This window comes from Streptomyces sp. NPDC110618 (assembly GCF_055657065.1).
Map to the genome: position 1 here is coordinate 195414 of NZ_JBVKBN010000012.1, position 20137 is coordinate 215550.

Genomic DNA, 20137 nt, shown 5'->3' on the forward strand with positions numbered 1-20137 from the left:
TCAATCCCTGGCCGCTGCCGGCCAATCCCTGGCCGCTGCCGGTCAATCCTTGGCCGCTGCCGCCTTGTCCAGTTGGAAGGCCTCGTTGCCGAGGCCGATGCGGGCGTGGACCTCGGGGTTGCGGGCGCGCAGGACGAGTCCCTGGACGACGCCCGCGAGCAGGGCGAGGGCGAGGATGCCGGGCAGGATCCAGTTCAGGGACGAGTCGGGTCCGGAGCCGACCAGGACGTCGAAGTCCTTGACGGTGTAGACGACGATGAAGGCCAGCGCGGCGGCGGCGAGGGCCGCGGCGGTGAGCCGCCAGAACTGGGCGGCCGCGGCGCCCCGGCGGACGAAGAAGACCACGACCGACACCGAGGCGACACACATCAGCAGGATGACGCCGAGCGCGCCGACGTTGCCCATCCAGGTGAACAGGTGCAGCACCGGTGCCGTCGGGTCGCCGGTCGGCTTGTCGTCGGTGAGCGCGAAGGCGCTGACCACCACCAGGGCGATCCCGGTCTGGAGCAGGGAGCCGGTGCCGGGGGCGCCGCTGGCGCTGGTGGTGCGGCCGAAGGCGGAGGGCAGCAGGCCCTCGCGGCCCATGGCGAAGGCGTAGCGGGCGACGACGTTGTGGAAGCTGACCATGGCGGCGAACATGCCGGTCACGAAGAGGATGTGCAGGACGTCGGTGAAGGTCTCCCCGAGCAGGCCCTCGGTGAGGAAGAACAGCATTCCGGCGCTCTGTTCCCGGGCGGTGCCGACGACGGCGTCGGGGCCGGTGGCGACGGTGATGGCCCAGCAGCTGATGGTGTAGAAGACGGCGATGCCGCCGATGGCCAGGAACATCACGCGGGGCACGAGGACGTGCGGGCGGCTGGTCTCCTCGGCGTACACGGGCGCCTGCTCGAAGCCGAGGAAGGCGGCGACGCAGAAGCACAGGGCGGTGCCGATGCCGACGCCGCTGAGGGTGTCGGGGTTGAAGGCGTGCAGGGACAGTCCCTCGGGGCCGGGGTCGCCGAGGGCGGCGACGTCGAAGATGACGACGAGGACGACCTCGATGAGGAGCAGTACGCCGAGCACGCGCGCGTTGAGGTCGATCTTCAGCCAGCCGAGCGCGCCGGTGAGCACGACGGCGAGCAGGGCCGGTATCCACCAGGCGAGGTCGATCTCCAGGTAGGTGGCGAACAGGCCGGAGACCTCGAAGCCGAAGATGCCGTAGATGCCGACCTGGAGGGCGTTGTAGGCGACGAGGGCGAGCAGGGCGGCGCCGGAGGCGGCGGTGCCGCCGAGGCCGCGGGAGATGTACGCGTAGAAGGCGCCGGCGTTGTGGACGTGGCGGCTCATCTCGGCGTAGCCGACGCTGAACAGGGCGAGGACGCCGCCGAGGATCACGAAGAGCAGGGGCTGTCCGACGACCCCCATCACCCCGAAGGTCGTGGGCATGACACCGGCGACGACCATGAGCGGGGCCGTGGCGGCGAGCACCGACAGCAGCAGGCCGGTGGTGCCGAGCCGGTCGGCGCGCAGGGCGCGGTCCTGGCCCTTGAAGGTGCTGATGCCGCCGGTGGGGGGCGAACTCGTCGGGGTACTGCCCGTGGTCATCGTGAGGTCCTTTCGGGGGCGGGGTGGGACTCCTGGGCGTGCGGTCGTTCACACCGTGCCGAGGGCGCTGTCGCGGGCGGCGCGGAAGGCGGAGCCGGGGTCGCGGTCCGGGTAGGACCACGGCTCGGGGGTGATGTGGTCGCCGATGCGGTGGAAGAGGGCGGCGGCCTCGGCGCCCCGGCCCTCGCAGTACTTGGCGTGGGCGAGGAAGTTCAGGTCGACCAGGCGCCGCGGGTGGCCCTCGTGCTCCCATTCCAGCCACCAGTCGAAGGCGGCCTTCATCACCTGGCGGGCCCGGCGCCCGACCCAGTGCCCGGAGGCGGCGGGGTCGGCGGGCTCGTGCCCGGCGGCGGCCAGCACGCGGTAGCGCTCGGCGTGCGCGATCACCGGCAGCACGGCGAGCGGGGAGTCGGCGGGGGCGCGTTCGGCGGCGGCGCCCGCGAAGTCGTACACCTCGTGCAGCGGGTCGGGGCCGGCGGCGGCGTGGCGCTCGGCGAGCCGGGCGACGATCAGGTGGTGGGCGTGGTGGTGGTCGGGGTGCCTGCGGCGGACCTCGTCGAACAGGCGCAGCGCCTCCTCCTCGGTGCCCGTGCCGCGGGTGAGCATGAGCAGGCCGAGCCAGGGGGTGGGGTCGGCCGGGGCGCCCTCGGCGGCGGCGCGGCAGCTCTCGCGGGCGCGGTCCGGCTTCTCCTTGCCGCGCAGGGCGCGCTGGACCTCGGCGAGGGCGAGCAGGACGCGGGCGTCGGCGGACTCCGGTTCGGCGAGCAGCCATTCCCTCGCCCAGGGGGCGCAGTACGGTTCCTGGGCGAGGACGGTGACGCGGTGGCCCCGGCAGTCCCAGTCGTCACCGGTACGGCCGAGCAGGGAGCGGGCGCTCTGCCAGCGGCCCTGGGCCAGCGCGGCGCGGGCCTGCGCGAGGTCGAGGTCGTCGAGGGCGCCGTCCAGGGGCTGGGCCGCACGCCTGCGGCTCCGACCGAGGGGTGGTGGGGGTGGGGACACCTCGGAAAACATCCTCATGCGGGTCGCTGTACGCGCTCGGTCACGACGGGTCGTCTGCTGGTTCCGGTTCTGGTTCCGGTTCGCCATCGAGTGATCACGCACAGCAAACCCTCACCCAATACTTGTCGTCAAGGGCCACCGGGGTGTGAAAGTCGTCAACTCCTGTGATTGCCGGGGCAGTTGTGACGTGGTACTCACGGCGCGTATGCAGTCGTATGCCGGAATTGACCTGATTCTGTGGCGCAGGCCCTGGTGTTTTCGGCGCCGGACCCGGACCATGGCGTGAAGCCCCCATTCCGGGCGGCGGACCGGACCCCGGGACGCTACTGTCGGCTGTCGCGCCGTACACCCCGGGCCCGGCCCAACGATCGAGGAACCCCGCGTGTCGCTTCAGGTACTGCTTCTCGCCGTGAGCGCCGCCTGCTGTCTGGGCTTCGGATTCGTCCTGCAGCAGAACGCCGCGCAGAAGGCACCGCTCAAGGACTTCCTCTCCCCTCGGCTGCTGCTCGACCTGATGAGGGTGCCCCGCTGGCTCGGCGGTATCGCGCTGATGGTGGTCGGCATGGCGCTCGGCGCCGTCGCGCTCGGGCAGGGTGAGCTGTCCCTGGTGGAGCCGCTGCTGGCGACCAACCTGCTCTTCGCGCTGGCCCTGTCCCGGCGCCAGACCGGACAGCGGCTGGGCCGCCAGGGGTGGGCCGGTCTGCTGCTGCTCGCGGGCGGGGTGACGGCGTTCATCGTGGCCGGTGAACCGTCCGGTGGCACGGCGCTGAGCGGCTCCTCCCGGCAGTGGCTGATCATCGGCGCGATGATCGGCGCGGCCCTGCTGCTCACCGGGTACGCCAGGCGGTCCCGGCTGAGCGCCGGGCCGGTCCTGCTCGCCACGGCCGCCGGTCTGCTCTACGGCGTCCAGGACGCCCTCACCCGCATCACCGGCCGGCGCTTCGACGAGGGCGGCCTGCTGGAGGTTCTGACCGGCTGGCAGCCGTATGCGGTTCTGGCGCTCGGGGTGACCGGGCTGGTGCTGGTGCAGAGCGCCTTCGAGACGGCGTCGCTGCGGATGTCGCTGCCCGCGCTGACGGCGGCGCAGCCGCTGGCCGGGATCCTGTGCGGGGTCGGGTTCCTCGGGGACCGGCTGCGCACCGACGCCGGGGCGCTGGCGTGGGAGTCCGCCGGGCTCGCGGCGATCGTGGTGGGGATCGTGCTGCTGGGGCTGCACCCGGCCATGCCGTGCGGCCAGGCGCCGCGGGAGCCGACGGGGAAGCTGGCGACCGGCTGACGGACGGGCCTGCTCGGACGAGGGGCGTGAACTCAGCTGCGCGGGCCTGCGTGGACGAGGGGCGTGAACTCAGCTTTGCGGGCCTGCTTGGATGAGGGCCATGAGCTCAGCTGACGAGATCCTCGACATCGTCGACGAGAACGACCGGGTCGTCGGACAGTCCCCGCGCGGGCAGGCCTACGCCGAGGGGCTGCGGCACCGGTGCGTGTTCATCCAGGCGCGGGACGCCGAGGGACGCCTGTTCGTCCATCGGCGCACACCGACCAAGCTGGCCTTCCCCTCGATGTACGACATGTTCGTCGGCGGGGTCGTCGGCGCGGGCGAGTCCTACGACACGGCGGCGCTGCGGGAGGCCGAGGAGGAGCTGGGGGTGTCCGGGCTGCCCCGGCCGCGGTTCCTGTTCAAGTTCCTCTACGACAACGGCGCCGGGCACAGCTGGTGGTCGGCGGTGTACGAGGTGCGCTGCGAGCTGCCGGTGAGCCCCCAGGTGGAGGAGGTCGACTGGCACGCCTTCCTCCCCGAGGAGGAGGTCCTCGCCCGTCTCGACGCGTGGGCTTGGGTGCCGGACGGGCTCGACGCCTATCACCGGCTGCGCGCGCACCGGGCCGCCGAGGGCTCCCGGTAGGGTCCCGGCGTGATCGAATTCGTACGGAACGTCCGGCTGTGGTTCGCCCCCGAGGTGGTCCGCCAGGAGGGCGGCACGCCGGACTACCGGTTCTCGCTGGCCAACGAGCGCACCTTCCTGGCCTGGCTGCGCACCGCGCTGGCGCTGATCGGCGGCGGGTTCGCGGTGGACCAGTTCCTGCCGGACCTGCGCTGGGGCTGGCGCGCCGGGCTCGCGCTGGCGCTGCTGGCGGCGGGGGTGCTGTGCTCGCTGCGCGCGGTGAACCACTGGGTGCGGTGCGAGCGGGCGATGCGGCGCGGTGAGGACCTGCCGGTCTCCCGGTTCCCGGCGGTGCTGAGCGTGGTCGTGGCGGTGGTGGCCCTGGTGATGGCGGTGATCGTGCTGGTCGGGTGGGAGGGGTGACGACGGCCCCGGAGCCGGTCCGTGACCCCGGGCTCCAGCCCGAGCGGACCCGCCTGGCCTGGCGTCGTACGACCCTCGCGGCCACCGTGGCGGCGGTCCTGGCGGGGCGCGCCGCGCTGCACGCCGACGTGACAGTGGCGCGGATCGCGGTCTCCGCCGTGTGCGCCCTGCTCTGGCTGGCGTTCCTCGCCCTGGCCCACGCCCGCATCCAGGCCCTGGCCTCCGGCCACGAGCCGGCACCCATGGCGCCCCGGTTCGCCTCGACGGTGGTGCTGTGCACGGTGGGGGTCGCGGTGTGCGGGGCGGTGCTGATTCTTTAGGCGCTCCCGTGGTGGGCGGGGCTGCCCTGATCGCGCGCGCGCCGACAGGTGTGCGGCGCCGTGTTGATCCTTTGCGTGCTCCCATGGTGTGCGCCGCACGGCGAATTCAGCCGATACGCGCACTTCACGTGGCAGCCTGACCGTCGTCGGCTTCCGCGTCTCGAAGGTGAGCAGCATGTCCTCCCTGCATCATGAACACGCCTCCCACCACCACACCCACGGCCCCGGTTGCGGGCACACCGAGGTGCCGCACGGGGACCACGTCGACTACGCGCACGGCGGGCATCTGCACCGCGAGCACGGTGGGCACTGGGACGAGTGCGAGCCGGACGAGCACGCCCCGCACGAGGGGCACGAGCATCAGCACGGGGAGGACTGCGGGCACGAGAGCGTGCTGCACGGGGACCATGTGGACTATCTGCACGACGGCCACCGGCACGCCGCCCACAACGGCCACTGGGACGACCACTGACCGGCCGAAAGACACCGCCCGTCAGCTCCCCGTCGCCCGGCGCGGGGAGCTGACGGCCTATCGTGGCTCCGATCACTTTGGGCCCCCGCACTGGACGACATACCGACCGGTCGGCATCATTGGTCGCGTCCCGTTCACCTGCCCGTAGGAGCACCGATGAGCCCCGACGACCCGCCCGGACTCGATCTCGACCGGCTGCGCGCCCTCCTGGACCGTGAGCATCCGGGCCTGGTGAACGGCCCGCTGACCGGGCGGCTGATCGAGGGCGGGCGGTCGAACCTGACGTACGCCGTCTCCGACGGCACCGCCCGCTGGGTGGTACGGCGGCCCCCGCTCGGCCATGTCCTCGCCACCGCGCACGACATGAAGCGCGAGCACCGGGTCATCAGCGCCCTGCACCCCACGGACGTACCGGTGCCGCGCCCGGTGCTGCTGTGCGAGGACGAGGACGTGCTCGGGGCGCCCTTCTACGTCATGGAGTTCATCGAGGGCACCCCCTACCGCACCGCCGACCAGCTCGCACCCCTCGGCGAGGAGCGCACCCGGCAGGCCGTGCTGTCGCTGGTGGACACGCTGGTCGATCTGCACGCGGTGGACCCGGAGGCGGTCGGGCTCGGCGACTTCGGGCGGCCCGAGGGCTTCCTCGACCGTCAGTTGCGCCGCTGGGGCAAGCAGCTCGACGCCTCCCGCAACCGGGAGCTGGCCGGGATCGACGAGTTGCACGCCGCGCTGGGACGGCAGCTGCCGGCCTCCCCCGCGCCGACCGTGATTCACGGCGACTACCGCCTGGACAACGTCCTGATCGGCGGCGACGACCGCATCAAGGCGATCCTCGACTGGGAGATGTCGACGCTCGGCGACCCGCTCACCGACCTCGGCCTGCTGGTCATGTACAGCATGCCGCTGGACATGCCCGACTCCCCCGTCTCCACCACCGCCGAGGCCCCCGGCCACCCGGATCCGGCCGAACTGATCGAGCGGTACGCCGCCCGCTCCGGGCGGGACGTCTCCGCCGTCTCCTGGTACACGGCGTTCGCCTGGTTCAAGCTCGCCGTGATCCTGGAGGGCATCCACTACCGCTACACGCTGGGCCAGACCGTCGGCCGCGGCTTCGACCGCATCGGCGACCTGGTCCCGGTCTTCATCGAGCACGGGCTGACCACTCTTCAGGAAGGCTGACGGGACATGCACTTCGCGTTCGACGCACGCACCGAGGAGCTGCGCGCCAAGCTGCTCGCCTTCATGGACGAGTACGTCTACCCGGCCGAGGCGGTGGCCGAGGAGCAGCGCGCCGCGCTGGCCTCGCCCTGGGACACCCCGGCCGTGGTCGAGGAGCTCAAGGCCGAGGCGCGCAGGCAGGGCCTGTGGAACCTCTTCCTGCCGGACGGCCACTACGGCGCCGGGCTCACCAACCTCCAGTACGCCCCGCTCGCCGAGATCACCGGCCGCTCCCCGCACCTCGCGCCCACCGCGACGAACTGCGCCGCGCCGGACACCGGGAACATGGAGGTGCTGCACCAGTTCGGCGACGAGCAGCAGAAGAAGCAGTGGCTGGAGCCGCTGCTGGCCGGTGAGATCCGCTCGGCGTTCGCGATGACCGAGCCGGACGTGGCCTCCTCGGACGCCACCAACATCACCACGCTCATCGAGCGGGACGGCGACGACTACGTCATCACGGGCCGCAAGTGGTACATCTCCGGGGCGATGAACCCGGACTGCAAGATCTTCATCGTGATGGGCAAGACGGACCCGGACGGGGCCGACATCCGCCGCCAGCAGTCCATGGTGCTCGTCCCGCGCGACACCCCGGGCGTCACCGTCAAGCGGGCCATGCAGGTCTTCGGGTACGAGGACCACTCCCACGGCGGCCACGCCGAGGTGATCTTCGACCACGCGCGCGTGCCGGTGTCCCACCTCATCGGCGAGGAGGGCGGCGGCTTCGCCATCGCGCAGGCCCGGCTCGGTCCCGGACGTATCCACCACTGCATGCGGCTGATCGGCATGGCCGAGCGGGCGATCGAGCTGATGTGCCGCCGGGCGGTCTCCCGGCAGGCGTTCGGCAAGGCGCTGGCTCAGCAGGGCGTGGTGCACAACTGGATCGCCGACGCGCGGGTGACCGTCGAGCAGCTGCGGCTGCTGGTGCTGAAGACGGCCTGGCTGATGGACACCGTCGGCAACCGGGGCGCCCACACCGAGATCCAGGCCATCAAGATCGCCACGCCGCGTGCCGTCGTCGACATCATCGACCGCGCGATCCAGCTGCACGGCGCGGGCGGCGTCAGCCAGGACTTCCCGCTGGCCGAGCTGTACGCGGCCGCGCGGACGCTGATGATTGCCGACGGGCCGGACGAGGTCCACCAGCGGTCGCTGGCCCGCCGGGAGCTGAAGAAGTACCTGTGAGGCCGCCGTCGGTTACGGCCTGAGCGCCCTCAGGAGCAGGTCGGCCAGGTGGTCGGCCAGTTCCTGGGGGCTGAGCGGGCCGTCGGGGCGGTACCAGGTGGACAGGTGGTGGACCGAGCCGAAGTGGTAGTCCACCACCAGGTCGGCCGGGGTCGCGGTGGAGAAGACGCCGGTGCGCTGGCCCTCCTCGATGAGCGCGCGGAAGCGTTCGTGGTAGCGCCGGCGCTCGGCACGCACCTGCTTGTTCTTCTCCGGGCTCAGATGGTGCATCGAGCGGAAGAAGATCGACGCGTCGTCGAGGTTCTCGATGGTGGTGACCACCACGTCCGCCGCCGCGGCCCGCAGCCGCTTCTCCACCGGCTCGTCGGCGTCCGCGAAGGCGTCCAGGCGCTCCTGCTGGACGCGGAGCACGCGCGCGTACACCTCGTGCAGCAGATCGTCCTTGGAGCCGAAGTAGTGGTACAGGGCTCCCTTCGTGACGCCGGCCGCCTCCACGATCTCCTGGACCGAGGTCCGGTCGTAGCCCTGCTCGGCGAAGAGCCGGGTGGCGGCGGCGAGCAGCCGCTGGGGGACGGGGGTACCGTCTCCGTCCGTCGTCCTGGGCACTTAGCCGCCACCTGCCTTTCACGTTCTCACTGACTGTCGTGCGGGCGGGAAAAGAACTCCCGCCCGAGGATCTTCCCACCTGCCGTCCCCGGCGGGCAGACCAGATCCCCTACTGGGGCGTCACTGCGCCGACTCCCACTTCTGCTGGATGTGGTTCATGGTCGCCAGCCAGCGGTCCGGGTCCCCGGCCCGCCCCTGGTAGTACCCGGCGACCTCGGGGTGCGGCAGGATCAGGAACCGGTCCTCGGCCATGCCCTTGAACAGCGCGTCGGCGACGTCGTCGGGCTCGATGGCGGTCGGCCGGAGCACCAGGTCACCGGCGCTACCGGTGGCGGCGAGCATGTCGGTGCGCACGCCCTGGGGGCAGATCGCGTGCACCTTGATCCCGCGGTGCCGGTACGTCAGCGACAGCCACTCCGCGAAGGCGTACGCGCCGTGCTTGGTGACGCTGTAGGGCGCGGCGCCGATCATGGTGAGCAGTCCGGCGGCGGAGACGGTGGAGACGAACCGTCCCGACCCGCGCTCCAGCCAGCCCGGGATCAGCTCCTGGGCGGCGCGTACATGGGCCATGACGTTGACGTCCCAGGCCAGCGCCCAGACGTCCTCGCCCGCGGCCTCGGAGCCGCCGGAGCCGACGCCGGCGTTGGCGCAGTACACGTCGATGTCCCCGCCGAGCGCCTCGCGGGCGGCGCCGACGATCCGGGAGGCGTCCCCGGGGACGGCGGTGCCGCCGATCTCCTCGGCGACGGCTTCGGCCCTGGCGCCGTCCAGGTCGTTCACCACGACCCGGGCCCCGGCTCCGGCGAACCGCCGCGCGAGCGCGGCCCCGATCCCGCCACCGGCTCCGGTGACCACCACTCCGGCACCCTGCAAGGCTTCCACCCTCGGTCTCCTTCTCGCGCGGCTCGATCGAGGCTCCAGACTAACCAGTCGGTATGTGACGGGGAAAGGGTGCGGGAGACATCCCGGGGGCGCGGGAACCGCGCGACAGGCCCGAACAACCAGCACCTTACGAACCACCGCACCAGCCCCTACCGTGCCCCTCATGCGCCTAACGAGACGAACTCTCCTAGCGGCAACCCCGGCCCTGGCGGCGACCACGACCTCGGCAGCGGCGGCGGAAGGAAAGGGCCGCGGCCTGCGCACCGGGTTCGAACGCCTGGTCTCCGACGGATACTCCCCCCTCAAGGACCAGCGCGTCGGCATCGTCACCAACCCCACCGGCATCACCCGGACCGTCCGTCACATCGTCGACGTCATGCACGAGGACGACAGGGTGGACCTGCGGGCCGTCTTCGGCCCGGAGCACGGCTTCCGCGGCACCGCACAGGCGGGCGGCTCCGAGGGCCGCTACGACGACCCGGCGACCGGACTGCCCGTCTACGACACGTATCTGAAGAGCGGTCAGGCGCTCGCGGACATCTTCACCGCCTCCGGCGTCGACACCGTCGTCTTCGACATCCAGGACGCCGGCGCCCGCTTCTACACCTACATCTGGACGCTCTACGACTGCATGGAGGCGGCGGCCCTCGCCGGAAAGCGGTTCGTGGTCCTCGACCGGCCCAACCCTGTGACCGGGCGTTCGGCCGAAGGACCGGTGCTGCACAAGGAGTTCGCCACCTTCGTCGGACGGGAGCCGATCTCGCAGGCGCACGGGATGACGGTGGCCGAGCTCGCCCTGCTGTTCAACGGGGAGTTCCTGACCACGCCGGTCCCCCTGCGCACGGTCACCATGTCCGGCTGGCGGCGCTCGCAGTTCTACGACGCCACGCGGCTGCCCTGGGTGCCGCCGAGCCCCAACATGCCCACCCCCGACACCGCGCTCGTCTACTCGGGCACCTGTCTCTTCGAGGGCACCAACCTCTCCGAGGGCCGGGGCACCACCCGGCCCTTCGAACTGCTCGGCGCGGAGGGCATCGACGGACGCTGGGCCGCCGAGGCGAACCGGCAGAGGCTGCCCGGAGTGCACTTCAGGGAGGCGTACTTCACGCCCACCTTCTCCAAGTTCCAGGGCAAGACCGTCGGCGGCGTGCAGATCCACGTCCACGACCGCGACGCCTACGACCCCGTGCGCACCGGCATCGCCCTCCTCGTCACCGCCAAGAAGGTCTTCCCCGGCTTCAGCTGGCGCTCCGACAACTGGATCGACAAGCTCACCGGGTCCACCCAGGTGCGCACCGCGATCGACGCGGGAGCGAGCACGGACGAGGTGGTCGAGGGCTGGCAGGGCGAACTCACCGCGTTCCGGAGGATTCGAAAGAAATACCTCCTCTACAGATGAGCCGGGTTGTATGGCCAACTCTGCCCCGTGGCGGGACGATACGCCCACATCGCACCGCTACGGGGCACGAGGGAGCCTGCCATGGCACGACCGCAGATGAGCGTATCCCCGTACTGGGAGCTGACCTTCGACGCGGACGGCGACGCCGGGACCCGCTCCCGGGACCGGCTGCTCACCGGGGTCGCCCAGCGCGGTGTGCGGGACCTGCTCGTCTTCGCGCACGGCTGGAACAGTGACCGCTCCGGGGCCACCCGGCTCTACGACCGGTTCTTCACCCATGTCCCTCACCTCGCCCCCACGGCGAAGATCGGGTACGTGGGGATCGTGTGGCCCTCGATGCGGTTCTCGGACGAGCCGATCCCCGACTTCCCGCGCTCGGTCGCGGCCGGTACGACCGCGCGTCCGGCACTGGACAAGGACACCCGGCACGCGCTGCTGGAGACCTTCCCCGGCCGGGCCACGGTGATCGACCAGCTCGCCCGGCTGCTGGACCAGCAGTCCCGCGAGGAGGCCGAACTGGACGAGTTCGTAAGGCTGGTGCGGCTGCTGGTGGATCTGGTGCCGCCGGGTCCGCAGGCGCTGTTCGCGGCGGACACCCTGGCGGAAGGCGTTCCGCAGGACGAGCCGGAGATGTTCCGGGCGACGGCGGCCGAGGTCTGCGCGGACTTCGGCCGGGCGCTCGCCGAGGTGCGGTCACCCGGGCAGGCTTCCTTCTCGTTGCCGAATCCCTGGGAAGGGGCGCACGAACTGCTGCGCCAGGCCACGTACTTCGCGATGAAGCGGCGCGCGGGGACGGTGGGCGAGCGGGGGCTCGGGCGGGTGATCGGGCAGCTCGCGGAGCGGTCGCCGAAGACGCGGGTCCATCTGATCGGGCACAGCTTCGGCGGGCGGCTGGTGGCGTTCGCGCTGCGCGGACTGCCCGAGGGCGTGCGTACGGTGAAGTCGGTGACGCTGCTTCAGGCGGCCTTCTCGCACTACGCGTTCGCGGCGCGGCTGCCGCACGACGCGCGCGCGGGCGGGGTCCTGCAGGGCCAGCAGAACCGCATCGACGGGCCGCTGGTGTGCTGCTACTCCGAGCACGACGACGCGCTGGGCACGGTGTACCCGCTGGCGTCCCGGATGGCGGGCCACGACCGGGAGCTCCACGAACTCTCCATCCGCCGGGCGCTGGGCGCCAAGTGGGGCGCGCTGGGCTTCGACGGGGTGCAGGCGGTGCCCGGAACGAGGAATCTGCGGCTCGCGGACGCGCTGCGCGGGCCGCTGCCCGCCAAGGGGTGTGTGAACGTGGACGCGGCGGCGGTGGTACGGCGCGGCGGGCCGCCCGCCGGTGCGCACAGCGACATCGCGCACCGGGAGCTGGCCCAGCTGGTGCTGGCGGCGGGCCGGGTGCACGGACCCGCCGCCGCGCCGGATGTCTCACCGGTGTGAGGTACCACCGGAAAGACCTTCACCGGTGTGAGGTGAACTCCACGACCTGCTGGTAGGTGGGCCGGTTCTGCCAGCTGATCCGGGCGTGCTTGATGCCGCCGAGCGTGCGCTGCACGATCGAGTCGGCGCACCACTGGTCGCCCGCCGGGCAGCCGTCGTCACCCGGGTAGACCTGGGCCGGGGTCTTGGCGGCCGCCGTCTTCAGGGTGCTGAGGAGACTGTCGCGGCAGGCGCTCAGGCTGCCGTTCCCGCAGTACTCGCGGGCCAGCGGTGCCTCGACGGGCTCCCCGAGCACCGCGCGCAGGTCCTTGTCGACATAGCTCCACCAGCCGTACTGGAAGGAGCTGCCCGCGTGGGCGCCGGTCGGGCCGTGGGCGGCGGAGGGCGCCTCGTCGACCGGCAGGTTGTTGGTGAAGGCGGTGAACAGCTCGCTGCCGAGGCCGGGTTGGAACTCGGTCTGCACGAGCAGCGGCCACCAGGCGTCCAGGACGCGGATCGCCTCGGCGTGCGCGTACGTCTTGGACCCGGCCCTGGTCTCGGTGCGCAGGGCGCCCGCGGCGAGCCACGCGGACAGTTTGTCCACGGCCGCCTTCGCCGCCGTATCGGTGACCGGGGAGCTGTTCACGACCTTCAGCAGGTCCGGCAGGACGTCCTCGGCGCGCAGATCGGCGAGCCCGGCCTCGGCCATCGCCTTCACCAGGGCCGCGCGGGTCACCCCGCCCTGCTCGGTCAACTCCCGCACCCGGTCGTCGAGGAGGTTGCCGCGGTGCACCGAGCCGTCGCCCCAGGGGGCGGTGGTGTAGTCGGCGGCCTGTTTGTTGTTCCAGGAGATGTAGTAGTCCTGGTCGATGGAGTTGGGGTGCGCCGAGGGCGGGGTGTAGTCGGCGGTGTTCGTCTCCGGAGTCCAGTTCCGCCACTCGTACGACGGCCGCGCCCACACCGGGAACTCGGCATCGACGCCGGTGGCCCGTACCGGGTTGTCGCCGCTGTTGTAGTAGGCGGTGTGCTCGGAGTCGACGTAGAACCAGTTGAAGGTGTAGTTGATGTGCCGCGCGGCTTGTTGGAAGCGCTGCGGGCCGGTGAGGAAATCGGGGTCGTTGAGCATCTGGAAGCCGATGATCGAGTCGGCCTCGTGCAGGAAGGACGAGCGCAGGGTGGTGTAGGCGACGCGTTTGCCGTCGACGGTCGCGCGGTGCGAGACGGGGCCGTACTTCGTGCGCCAGACCCGCATCGTGTAGGAACCGGCCGGGGTGTCGTCGGCGGTGGTGGGTTTCCAGGCGTTCTTCCGCTCGACCTTCTCCATCGCGGTGCAGGTGCCCCGGTACAGGTAGTGGTGGTCGTCCTGGCAGAGCTCGACGGCGTAGGTGTCGATGATGTCCTGGCCTGAAGTGGTGGCGCTCCAGGAGTAGTCCTGGCCGCGGCCGAGTTCGACGTACATGCTCAGTCCCGCGAAGGAGGCGCCCCGGGCGCTGATGCCCGGTCCCTGGATCTCCTGGAGGAGCAGCAGTTGGGGTGCGAAATAGCCGGTCTGCGGGCCGAAGACGGCGATCGGGTGGCCGCTCGCCGTGTGCTCCCCGCCGACCACGAGCGCGTTGGACATCCCGCGCCGGGCCGAGCTCATCGCCGCCTTCGTCGCCGAGGCGGAAGTGGCGGCGGCGGTCTCGGTCGCCGCGCTGCCCGTACGGTCGTACACCAGGGGCTCGGCGGTGACGGGGCCGTCGTCGGGGAGTGCCGTGCCCTGCGGGTTCGCGGGCCTCTCGGCGTACGGGAAGCTCTTGTCGTGGACGGTGACGACCGCCTCGGGGTCGTTGCGCATCCGGAAGGACTCCCAGACCTCGGTGCCCTCCGCGACCCCGTACTTCTCCTGGGCGGCGAGCAGGGAGATCGCGTTGTCGACCTCACCGCCGCCCCCGGAGCCGAACAGGGCGCCGATGACGGAGGCGAGCGCGACCAGGTCGGTGGGCTTGAAGTGCTCGATGGTCCCGGCGTTGGTGAGGGAGTCCTTGTGGCCGGTGAGGACGTACTCGCCGGGGAAGTAGCGTCCGCTGTCGGAGGCGTCGATGTAGGCGTTGATGCCGTCGATGTAGGCCTCGACGTCGGCGAGGGCCTGCCGGCCGCGCTCTCCGTTGGCCGCGACAGCGTTGTCTATCTGGGCCTGGAGATCGGCCTCGGTGTACGGGGCGTGGCGCCAGAACTCCTGCTCCAGGCCCTGGTTGGCGGGGTCGCCGCCGGCGAAGGGCGTGAGGTTGCCGCGGCCGACGTGGCGGAAGACGTCCATGAGCCACAGCCGGTCCTGGGCCGCGGCGTACCCGGCGCCGAACTCAGTGCCGTAGCGGGTGGTGCCCGTGATGTGCGGCACACCGGTCTTCTTGTCCCGGACGATCGTCACGTCGGTGCGTCCGGCGGGCTTCAGGGTGGAGTCGACCTGGTCGGCGGGGACGCCGAAGGAGGCGTCGTTGAAGAAGTTCGTGATCGTGGAGTTGGTCAGCGCCGGGTGGCCGGTGGCCAGGTTCGCGTACGGTCCGATCTGGTCGGAGGCGTGCGCGGGCATGCTGCCGAAGGCCTGGTTGAGCAGGATCTGGGCGAGGGTGGCGTTGCCGTTCTGGCCGGGCGGCAGGATGTCGGAGCACTGGTTGCCGCAGTGATCGGCGACGGCCGCCGCTTGGGGGTCCGCGGCAACGGCCGGGGAAAGCGGAGTCAAAAGACCGGCAATGAGCGCGCATACGGATGCCGTCTTCAGGAACCCGGGGAATCTGCCGGGAGTTCTCAGTCTGTCGAGCGCGGTACGGGGGATGCGCCGTGGCATGGCAGCTCCTACCGACGGGGTGGGCGGGCCTGACGTTACCGCCGGTATCCCCGGGATTGAAGGTGAACATGCCTCAACTTACGGGGCCTTGACGAGGCACCCGGACCGGCTGATGGGGGCCATCGGAAATTCGATGGAGCCGAATCGCGTGTCGATACGTCTATTCGTCAACGTCGTGCGAAGTCCGTACGGCGTCGCCGAAGTGACCGAAGTACAGGTGCAGGTGTGACGGAGGTGCAGGGCGATGGCCGGTTTCCGGAGTCTGGCGAGACAGGTGCGAGATCCACGCTGCGATCTGGCGCTGCGGCGCTACTCGCTGCGCAAGTGCCTTGAGCGGTTCGCCCCTTACGGGCACAGGGCGACCTGGGACCACTTGTGCTCCCGGGCCGGGTTCGATCCCGAGGACCGTTCCCCCGACCCGGCGCGGCTCGTGGCCGCGCTGGAGGAACTGGAGGAGGCGCGTTCGGTCTGGCTCGCCTATGAGGCCGAGTTCGCCCGCCGCCGCAAGAAGGAGAAGCACGACGGGCTGCGCAGGCCGGGCAGTGTCGACGACTGGCACCGGCTGACCTGGGGCGGATTCGGCGTGGCGTGGTGCGACGACCCGCGGGTACACCCCCGTGCGCCGCTGGCCGAGGTGCTGCGCAGGCTGATCTCCGCGCTGGAGCGCGAGCCGGGCGACCACTGCCCGGTGTGCGGCGGGGAGCGGCTGACCTGGAGGTACGACCTGGCACATGAGCCGTCGTCGGGGCCGGTCTGCGTGGACTGCGGCATCGTCGTGCCGCGTCCGGTGCTGACGCCCCAGGCGCTGGCGGCCGCGCGGCGGGAGCGGCGGATGCTGGTGTCCGCCTGACGCCGTGTCGGGGGGTGCGGTGTGTCGTCCGCGGGGTGACGGGGGGCTGTTGGTACCCGCGGGACGAAGCCGCGCCATGGATACGAGGTGCGCCGGGGATGCCGCACCTGGGGGGTGCGTTGGGGATGCCGCACCCCCAACTCTGCCGCGGCTGGGACACTAGACGGTGTGATGCAGGTCTGTCTCAACGGATCCCGGTCGGCGGCCGACGGCGCGATGATCCCCCTGTCGCCGCAAGCGCTGGCCGAGTCGGCCGCGGAGGCGGTGGCGGCGGGCGCGACGGATGTGCACGTCCATCCCAGAACCCCCTGCGGCAGGAAGAGCCTCTCCCCTCGCGTCGTCGCGGCGACGTTGGAGGCCGTCCGGGCGCGGGTGTCCGTGCCGGTCGGGGTGACCACGGGCGCGTGGGAGGAACCGGACCCCGACGCACGGGTGGCGCGGATCCGTTCGTGGACCGTGCTGCCGGACCACGCCTCGGTCAACTGGCACGAACCGGGGGCGGAGGAGGTGGCAGCCGCACTGATCGAGCGAGGCGTGGGCGTGGAGGCCGGCATCTGGTCGGGCACGGAGGGCGCGGCGCGGTTCGCCCGGTCGCCGCTGGGCGGGCGGGTGCTGCGGGTGCTGGCGGAGGTGACGGACACCGACCCGGGTACGGCGGAACGCACGGCGCGGGAGCTGCTGGGTTCGCTGGGGGACGCCTCCGGGCGGCCGGTGCTGGTGCACGGGGAGGACGGCGGGGCGTGGCCGGTGCTGCGGCTGGCGCGGGGGCTGGGGCTGGCGACGCGGGTGGGGCTGGAGGATGTGCTGGTCCTTCCCGATGGTGAACGGGCCCTCTCGAACGCGCAGTTGGTGACGGCCGCGCTGGCGGTGGGGGCGGACACCGGCGGGGACGGTACCAGGCGCTAAACCGGTCGCTCCACCCCTTTCCGGTACGGACAGTTGGACGCGATGAGTACCAGCTGAGTACCAACTGTCCGAGCAGATCCGGGAGTCGCTGATGTCGACGCTGCGTGTCACCGCCGAAGTACTGACCATCCACGAACACCCCAACGCCGACGCCCTAGAACTGGCCCAGGTGGGTCTGTACCGGGCCGTCGTGGCGAAGGGCGCCTACCGTACCGGCGATGTGGCCGTCTACATCCCCGAGCAGTCCGTGCTGCCGGCCGCGCTGGTCGAGGAGCTGGGGCTGACCGGGCGGCTGGCGGGCAGCAACTCCGACCGGGTCAAGGCGGTTCGGCTGCGCGGTGAGCTGTCGCAGGGGATCGTGTGCCGGCCGGGCGCGCTGGCGGACGTGGACCTGGAGAAGGCCGCGGCGGACGGTACGGACTTCGCGGAGCGGCTGGGGATCACGAAATGGGTGCCGCCGATCCCGCCGACGATGTCGGGGGACGTGGAGGCCGCGCCGGAGCTGCTGCCATGGGTGGACATCGAGAACATCCAGCGGTATCCGGGGATCTTCGCGGACGGCGAGCCGGTGGTGCTGACGGAGAAGCTGCACGGGTCGGCGTGCCTGGTGACGTACGTGGCGGACTCCGGGCAGGTGTTCGTCTCGTCGAAGGGATTCGGCTCGAAGTCCCTCGCCCTGAAGGAGGATCCGCGGAATCTGTACTGGCGGGCCGTGCGGGGGCACGGGGTCGCGGAGGTGGCGGCCTCCGTCGCCGAGCGGCTCGGGGCTCGGCGGGTCGGGATCTTCGGGGAGGTGTTCGGGGCGGGGGTGCAGGACCTGACGTACGGCGCCGACGGGCGGCGGGACACGCTGGGGTACGCGGTGTTCGATGTCTCGGCGGAGATCGACGGGGCTGTGCGGTGGCTGGACGCGGCGTCTGTGGTGGGGGATGCGCTGCCTGTGGTGCCTCGGCTGTACGAGGGGCCGTACGACAGTGAGGTGGTGTTGTCGGTCGCCACTGGTCGGGAGACCGTGTCGGGGCGGGCGCTGCATCTGCGGGAGGGTGTGGTGATACGGCCCTTGGAGGAGCGGTACAGCCCGGTGACCGGGGGGCGGGCCATCGCGAAGGCGGTGAGCCCGGCGTATCTGACGCGGAAGGGTGGGACCGAGTACGAGTAGCTGCGCTGCGGCGGGGGGCCTTTTTTCGCCCCCGCCGCCCCTACCCGTCCCATCCCCAGGGGCTTCGCCCCTTCGACCCCCGAGGGTCGCACCTCGGGTGCGGGCCGGTGGGGGTTGTTCGCGCAGTTCCCCGCGCCCCTATCAGCCCGTCCGGCGTTTGAGGACGAGGCCCGTTCAGGGCCGACACGGGGGTCTGGGGGCGGAGCCCCCAGGGACGGGAATGGGAAGGGGCGGCGGGGGCGAACAAAGCCCTCTGCGTTACGGCCTGCGGCGTTCTACCAGGAGTCGCGAACCCGCTCGGCTTTCGCCGAAGGCGTCGTCCGGGTTGGACAGGACGCAGGTGTCCAGGGACAGGCAGCCGCAGCCGATGCAGTCCGTCAAGTGGTCGCGGAGACGGTTCAGTTGGGTGATGCGTTCGTCCAGTTCCGCTCGCCACGCCTCGGAGAGCCGCGCCCAGTCCTCCCGGGTGGGCGTGCGCTCCTCCGGAAGTTCCGCCAGGGCCTCGCGGATCGTCGCCAGGGGAATGCCGACCCGTTGTGCCGCGCGGATGAAGGCGACCCGGCGCAAGGTGTCACGGGTGTAGCGGCGCTGGTTGCCCGATGTACGGCGGCTGGCGATCAAGCCCTTGGACTCGTAGAAGTGCAGGGCCGACACCGCCGCCCCACTGCGCGCGGAGAGCTGGCCGACCGTGAGCTCGTGGATCTTCTCGGGAATCTTGGGCACCCCTCGGAGCCTACCCACCCCGGCCACGGGACCGCGGCTCGTTGACAGCGGCCCACCCAGCTAGCATGCTAAGCAGTCGCTTAGACAGCGCTCGGGAGGGCAGGGAAACATGGCAGAACCCAGAAACTTCGCCTCCGTCGACGAACTCAAGGCCGCCGTCGGCGAGCAACTCGGCCACACCGACTGGCTGGAGATCGACCAGAAGCGGATCGACCTGTTCGCCGAGGCGACCGGCGACCACCAGTGGATCCACGTCGACCCGGAGAAGGCCGCCTCCGGGCCGTTCAGGACGACGATCGCCCACGGGTATCTGACGCTGTCGCTGCTGCCGCTCTTCGGACCGCAGCTCATGTCGGTCGAGGGCGTGCAGATGGGCGTCAACTACGGCACCAACAAGGTCCGATTCCCGGCCCCGGTCCCGGTCGGCTCCCGCCTGCGCGCCACCGCGAGAATCACGGGCGTGGAGGACGTCAAGGGCGGCGTACAGGTGACGGTCGCCTTCACCGTGGAGCGGGAGGGCGGCGACAAGCCCGTGTGCGTCGCCGAGTCCGTCGCGCGGTACTACCTCTAGGAGCCGATACCCCTGGGACCTGGGCCGCGCCCCGGGCCTACTTCGCCGTGACCATCCTCAGTACGAGGTCGGCGTACAGCTCGCCGACCTCGTCCGGGGTCCACGGACCGTCGATGTTGAACCAGCGCGCCACGTCCACGCACAGCGACAGCACAGCCAGCGTGGTGCCCCGGACGTCCCGCACCTCGAACTCGCCGGACGCCACCCCGTCCTCGATGATCCCGCGCACCACGGCGTCCACCTGACGCCGCAGTCCGACGATCTCGGCGCGGGCCTCGGGGCCGAGGGAGTCCAGTTCGTACTGGACGACGCGGGCGGTCGTACGGCCTCCCGCGTGCCAGCGCACGAAGGAGCTCACCGCGTCCGCCAGCCGCTCGGCGGCGGTGCCCTCGCGGGCCGCGGCCGTGCGCAGGATCTCCAGCGCCTTCTCGTGGCCGATCCGGCTGATCCGGTGGAGCAGCTCTTCCTTGGTCTTGTAGTGGATGTAGAGCGCGGCCGGGCTCATCCCGGCGCGCCCGGCGATGTCGCGGGTCGTCGTGGCGTGGTACCCGCGCTCGGCGAAGGCTTCCACCGCGGCGATCAGCAGCCGCCGGGCCGCGTCGGGCGTGACCTCGCCCCACCCCGCCTGCTCGCCGCCGGCCGTCTCCTCCGCCGTACTCATCGCTCGTTCGCCCCTCTCGCTGACAGGGTCACCACCATACCGCCGACAGTGAGCGAGCGCTTAGAGCG

Annotated in this window: 20 protein-coding genes; 13 read left to right on the plus strand and 7 right to left on the minus strand. The window is 71.5% G+C overall.

All coding sequences use genetic code 11. The annotated features are described in order from the left end of the window. Positions 1-42: 42 nt before the first annotated feature. Together ACZ7L7_RS21845 and ACZ7L7_RS21850 are read right to left on the minus strand one after the other, a co-directional pair. Positions 43-1584, minus strand: coding sequence for an APC family permease (locus tag ACZ7L7_RS21845; protein WP_285511561.1), 1542 nt, complete (start codon positions 1582-1584; stop codon positions 43-45). A 48-nt stretch (positions 1585-1632) separates the two neighbouring features. After that, positions 1633-2583 carry a hypothetical protein gene (locus tag ACZ7L7_RS21850; RefSeq protein WP_285511694.1) on the minus strand — a complete coding sequence of 317 codons (951 nt, stop codon included), beginning with the start codon at positions 2581-2583 and terminating at the stop codon, positions 1633-1635. Positions 2584-2965: 382 nt separating this feature from the next. Here ACZ7L7_RS21850 and ACZ7L7_RS21855 point away from each other — a divergent pair, with 382 nt between their 5' ends. From ACZ7L7_RS21855 to ACZ7L7_RS21885, 7 genes are all read left to right on the plus strand, one after another. After that, a complete protein-coding gene (locus ACZ7L7_RS21855; RefSeq protein WP_453606319.1) occupies positions 2966-3859 on the plus strand; it encodes a DMT family transporter in 894 nt (297 codons plus the stop codon). A gap of 100 nt (positions 3860-3959) precedes the next feature. Next, a complete protein-coding gene (locus ACZ7L7_RS21860) occupies positions 3960-4484 on the plus strand; it encodes an NUDIX hydrolase (RefSeq protein WP_472076850.1) in 525 nt (174 codons plus the stop codon). A 9-nt stretch (positions 4485-4493) separates the two neighbouring features. Then, positions 4494-4886, plus strand: a complete 393-nt coding sequence (locus ACZ7L7_RS21865) for a YidH family protein (RefSeq protein WP_285511564.1) — start codon at positions 4494-4496, stop codon at positions 4884-4886. Further along, complete coding sequence (locus ACZ7L7_RS21870; protein WP_285511565.1) at positions 4883-5206, plus strand: DUF202 domain-containing protein; 324 nt, start codon at positions 4883-4885, stop codon at positions 5204-5206. Before ACZ7L7_RS21865 ends, ACZ7L7_RS21870 begins: the two co-directional genes overlap by 4 nt. Positions 5207-5381: 175 nt before the next feature. Beyond that, positions 5382-5678: a hypothetical protein gene (locus ACZ7L7_RS21875; RefSeq protein WP_285511566.1), complete on the plus strand. Its 297-nt coding sequence runs from the start codon at positions 5382-5384 to the stop codon at positions 5676-5678. Between the two features lie 156 nt (positions 5679-5834). Next, positions 5835-6857 (plus strand): phosphotransferase family protein, encoded by a 1023-nt coding sequence (locus tag ACZ7L7_RS21880; protein WP_471430386.1) that lies wholly within the window; start codon positions 5835-5837, stop codon positions 6855-6857. A gap of 6 nt (positions 6858-6863) precedes the next feature. Then, positions 6864-8078: an acyl-CoA dehydrogenase gene (locus tag ACZ7L7_RS21885; RefSeq protein WP_453606314.1), complete on the plus strand. Its 1215-nt coding sequence runs from the start codon at positions 6864-6866 to the stop codon at positions 8076-8078. Positions 8079-8090: 12 nt separating this feature from the next. Here ACZ7L7_RS21885 and ACZ7L7_RS21890 read toward each other — a convergent pair whose 3' ends face one another. Continuing rightward, a complete protein-coding gene (locus ACZ7L7_RS21890; protein ID WP_093724387.1) occupies positions 8091-8684 on the minus strand; it encodes a TetR/AcrR family transcriptional regulator in 594 nt (197 codons plus the stop codon). 120 nt (positions 8685-8804) lie between these two features. Continuing rightward, positions 8805-9557: an SDR family oxidoreductase gene (locus ACZ7L7_RS21895; protein ID WP_285511695.1), complete on the minus strand. Its 753-nt coding sequence runs from the start codon at positions 9555-9557 to the stop codon at positions 8805-8807. A 172-nt stretch (positions 9558-9729) separates the two neighbouring features. Between ACZ7L7_RS21895 and ACZ7L7_RS21900 the strand changes: the two genes are divergently transcribed. Both ACZ7L7_RS21900 and ACZ7L7_RS21905 read left to right on the plus strand, forming a co-directional pair. Next, positions 9730-10965 (plus strand): exo-beta-N-acetylmuramidase NamZ family protein, encoded by a 1236-nt coding sequence (locus tag ACZ7L7_RS21900; protein WP_453606311.1) that lies wholly within the window; start codon positions 9730-9732, stop codon positions 10963-10965. An 81-nt stretch (positions 10966-11046) separates the two neighbouring features. Beyond that, positions 11047-12393, plus strand: a complete 1347-nt coding sequence (locus ACZ7L7_RS21905) for a serine-threonine protein kinase (RefSeq protein WP_285511570.1) — start codon at positions 11047-11049, stop codon at positions 12391-12393. A gap of 19 nt (positions 12394-12412) precedes the next feature. On the opposite strand, the gene ACZ7L7_RS21910 is transcribed toward ACZ7L7_RS21905, so the two are convergent. Continuing rightward, positions 12413-15199 carry a penicillin acylase family protein gene (locus tag ACZ7L7_RS21910; RefSeq protein WP_285511571.1) on the minus strand — a complete coding sequence of 929 codons (2787 nt, stop codon included), beginning with the start codon at positions 15197-15199 and terminating at the stop codon, positions 12413-12415. A gap of 244 nt (positions 15200-15443) precedes the next feature. Between ACZ7L7_RS21910 and ACZ7L7_RS21915 the strand changes: the two genes are divergently transcribed. The 3 genes from ACZ7L7_RS21915 (at position 15444) to ACZ7L7_RS21925 (ending at position 18114) form a co-directional block, all read left to right on the plus strand. Continuing rightward, positions 15444-16049 (plus strand): hypothetical protein, encoded by a 606-nt coding sequence (locus ACZ7L7_RS21915; protein ID WP_250749030.1) that lies wholly within the window; start codon positions 15444-15446, stop codon positions 16047-16049. A 168-nt stretch (positions 16050-16217) separates the two neighbouring features. Further along, a complete protein-coding gene (locus ACZ7L7_RS21920) occupies positions 16218-16955 on the plus strand; it encodes a 3-keto-5-aminohexanoate cleavage protein (protein ID WP_453606305.1) in 738 nt (245 codons plus the stop codon). A 91-nt stretch (positions 16956-17046) separates the two neighbouring features. Further along, positions 17047-18114 carry an RNA ligase (ATP) gene (locus ACZ7L7_RS21925; protein WP_471430380.1) on the plus strand — a complete coding sequence of 356 codons (1068 nt, stop codon included), beginning with the start codon at positions 17047-17049 and terminating at the stop codon, positions 18112-18114. Positions 18115-18372: 258 nt separating this feature from the next. Here ACZ7L7_RS21925 and soxR read toward each other — a convergent pair whose 3' ends face one another. Next, complete coding sequence (gene soxR, locus ACZ7L7_RS21930) at positions 18373-18837, minus strand: redox-sensitive transcriptional activator SoxR (protein ID WP_285511574.1); 465 nt, start codon at positions 18835-18837, stop codon at positions 18373-18375. A 109-nt stretch (positions 18838-18946) separates the two neighbouring features. On the opposite strand from soxR, the gene ACZ7L7_RS21935 reads away from it, so the two are divergent. Continuing rightward, the gene (locus tag ACZ7L7_RS21935; RefSeq protein ID WP_285511575.1) at positions 18947-19408 is read left to right on the plus strand and encodes a MaoC family dehydratase; all 462 of its coding nucleotides are present in this window, start codon (positions 18947-18949) and stop codon (positions 19406-19408) included. 37 nt (positions 19409-19445) lie between these two features. Here ACZ7L7_RS21935 and ACZ7L7_RS21940 read toward each other — a convergent pair whose 3' ends face one another. Then, positions 19446-20069 carry a TetR/AcrR family transcriptional regulator gene (locus tag ACZ7L7_RS21940; RefSeq protein WP_285511577.1) on the minus strand — a complete coding sequence of 208 codons (624 nt, stop codon included), beginning with the start codon at positions 20067-20069 and terminating at the stop codon, positions 19446-19448. Positions 20070-20137 lie beyond the last annotated feature (68 nt).

What these genes read in the sequence shown, in the direction of transcription:
- ACZ7L7_RS21885 (WP_453606314.1), top strand. Translation starts at nt 6,864, where the DNA reads ATGCACTTCGCGTTCGACGCACGCACCGAGGAGCTGCGCGCCAAGCTG.
- ACZ7L7_RS21880 (WP_471430386.1), top strand. Translation starts at nt 5,835, where the DNA reads ATGAGCCCCGACGACCCGCCCGGACTCGATCTCGACCGGCTGCGCGCC.
- ACZ7L7_RS21935 (WP_285511575.1), top strand. Translation starts at nt 18,947, where the DNA reads ATGGCAGAACCCAGAAACTTCGCCTCCGTCGACGAACTCAAGGCCGCC.
- ACZ7L7_RS21925 (WP_471430380.1), top strand. Translation starts at nt 17,047, where the DNA reads ATGTCGACGCTGCGTGTCACCGCCGAAGTACTGACCATCCACGAACAC.
- ACZ7L7_RS21860 (WP_472076850.1), top strand. Translation starts at nt 3,960, where the DNA reads ATGAGCTCAGCTGACGAGATCCTCGACATCGTCGACGAGAACGACCGG.
- ACZ7L7_RS21900 (WP_453606311.1), top strand. Translation starts at nt 9,730, where the DNA reads ATGCGCCTAACGAGACGAACTCTCCTAGCGGCAACCCCGGCCCTGGCG.
- ACZ7L7_RS21910 (WP_285511571.1), bottom strand. Translation starts at nt 15,199, where the DNA reads ATGCCACGGCGCATCCCCCGTACCGCGCTCGACAGACTGAGAACTCCC.
- ACZ7L7_RS21845 (WP_285511561.1), bottom strand. Translation starts at nt 1,584, where the DNA reads ATGACCACGGGCAGTACCCCGACGAGTTCGCCCCCCACCGGCGGCATC.
- ACZ7L7_RS21875 (WP_285511566.1), top strand. Translation starts at nt 5,382, where the DNA reads ATGTCCTCCCTGCATCATGAACACGCCTCCCACCACCACACCCACGGC.
- ACZ7L7_RS21940 (WP_285511577.1), bottom strand. Translation starts at nt 20,069, where the DNA reads ATGAGTACGGCGGAGGAGACGGCCGGCGGCGAGCAGGCGGGGTGGGGC.
- ACZ7L7_RS21915 (WP_250749030.1), top strand. Translation starts at nt 15,444, where the DNA reads ATGGCCGGTTTCCGGAGTCTGGCGAGACAGGTGCGAGATCCACGCTGC.
- ACZ7L7_RS21905 (WP_285511570.1), top strand. Translation starts at nt 11,047, where the DNA reads ATGGCACGACCGCAGATGAGCGTATCCCCGTACTGGGAGCTGACCTTC.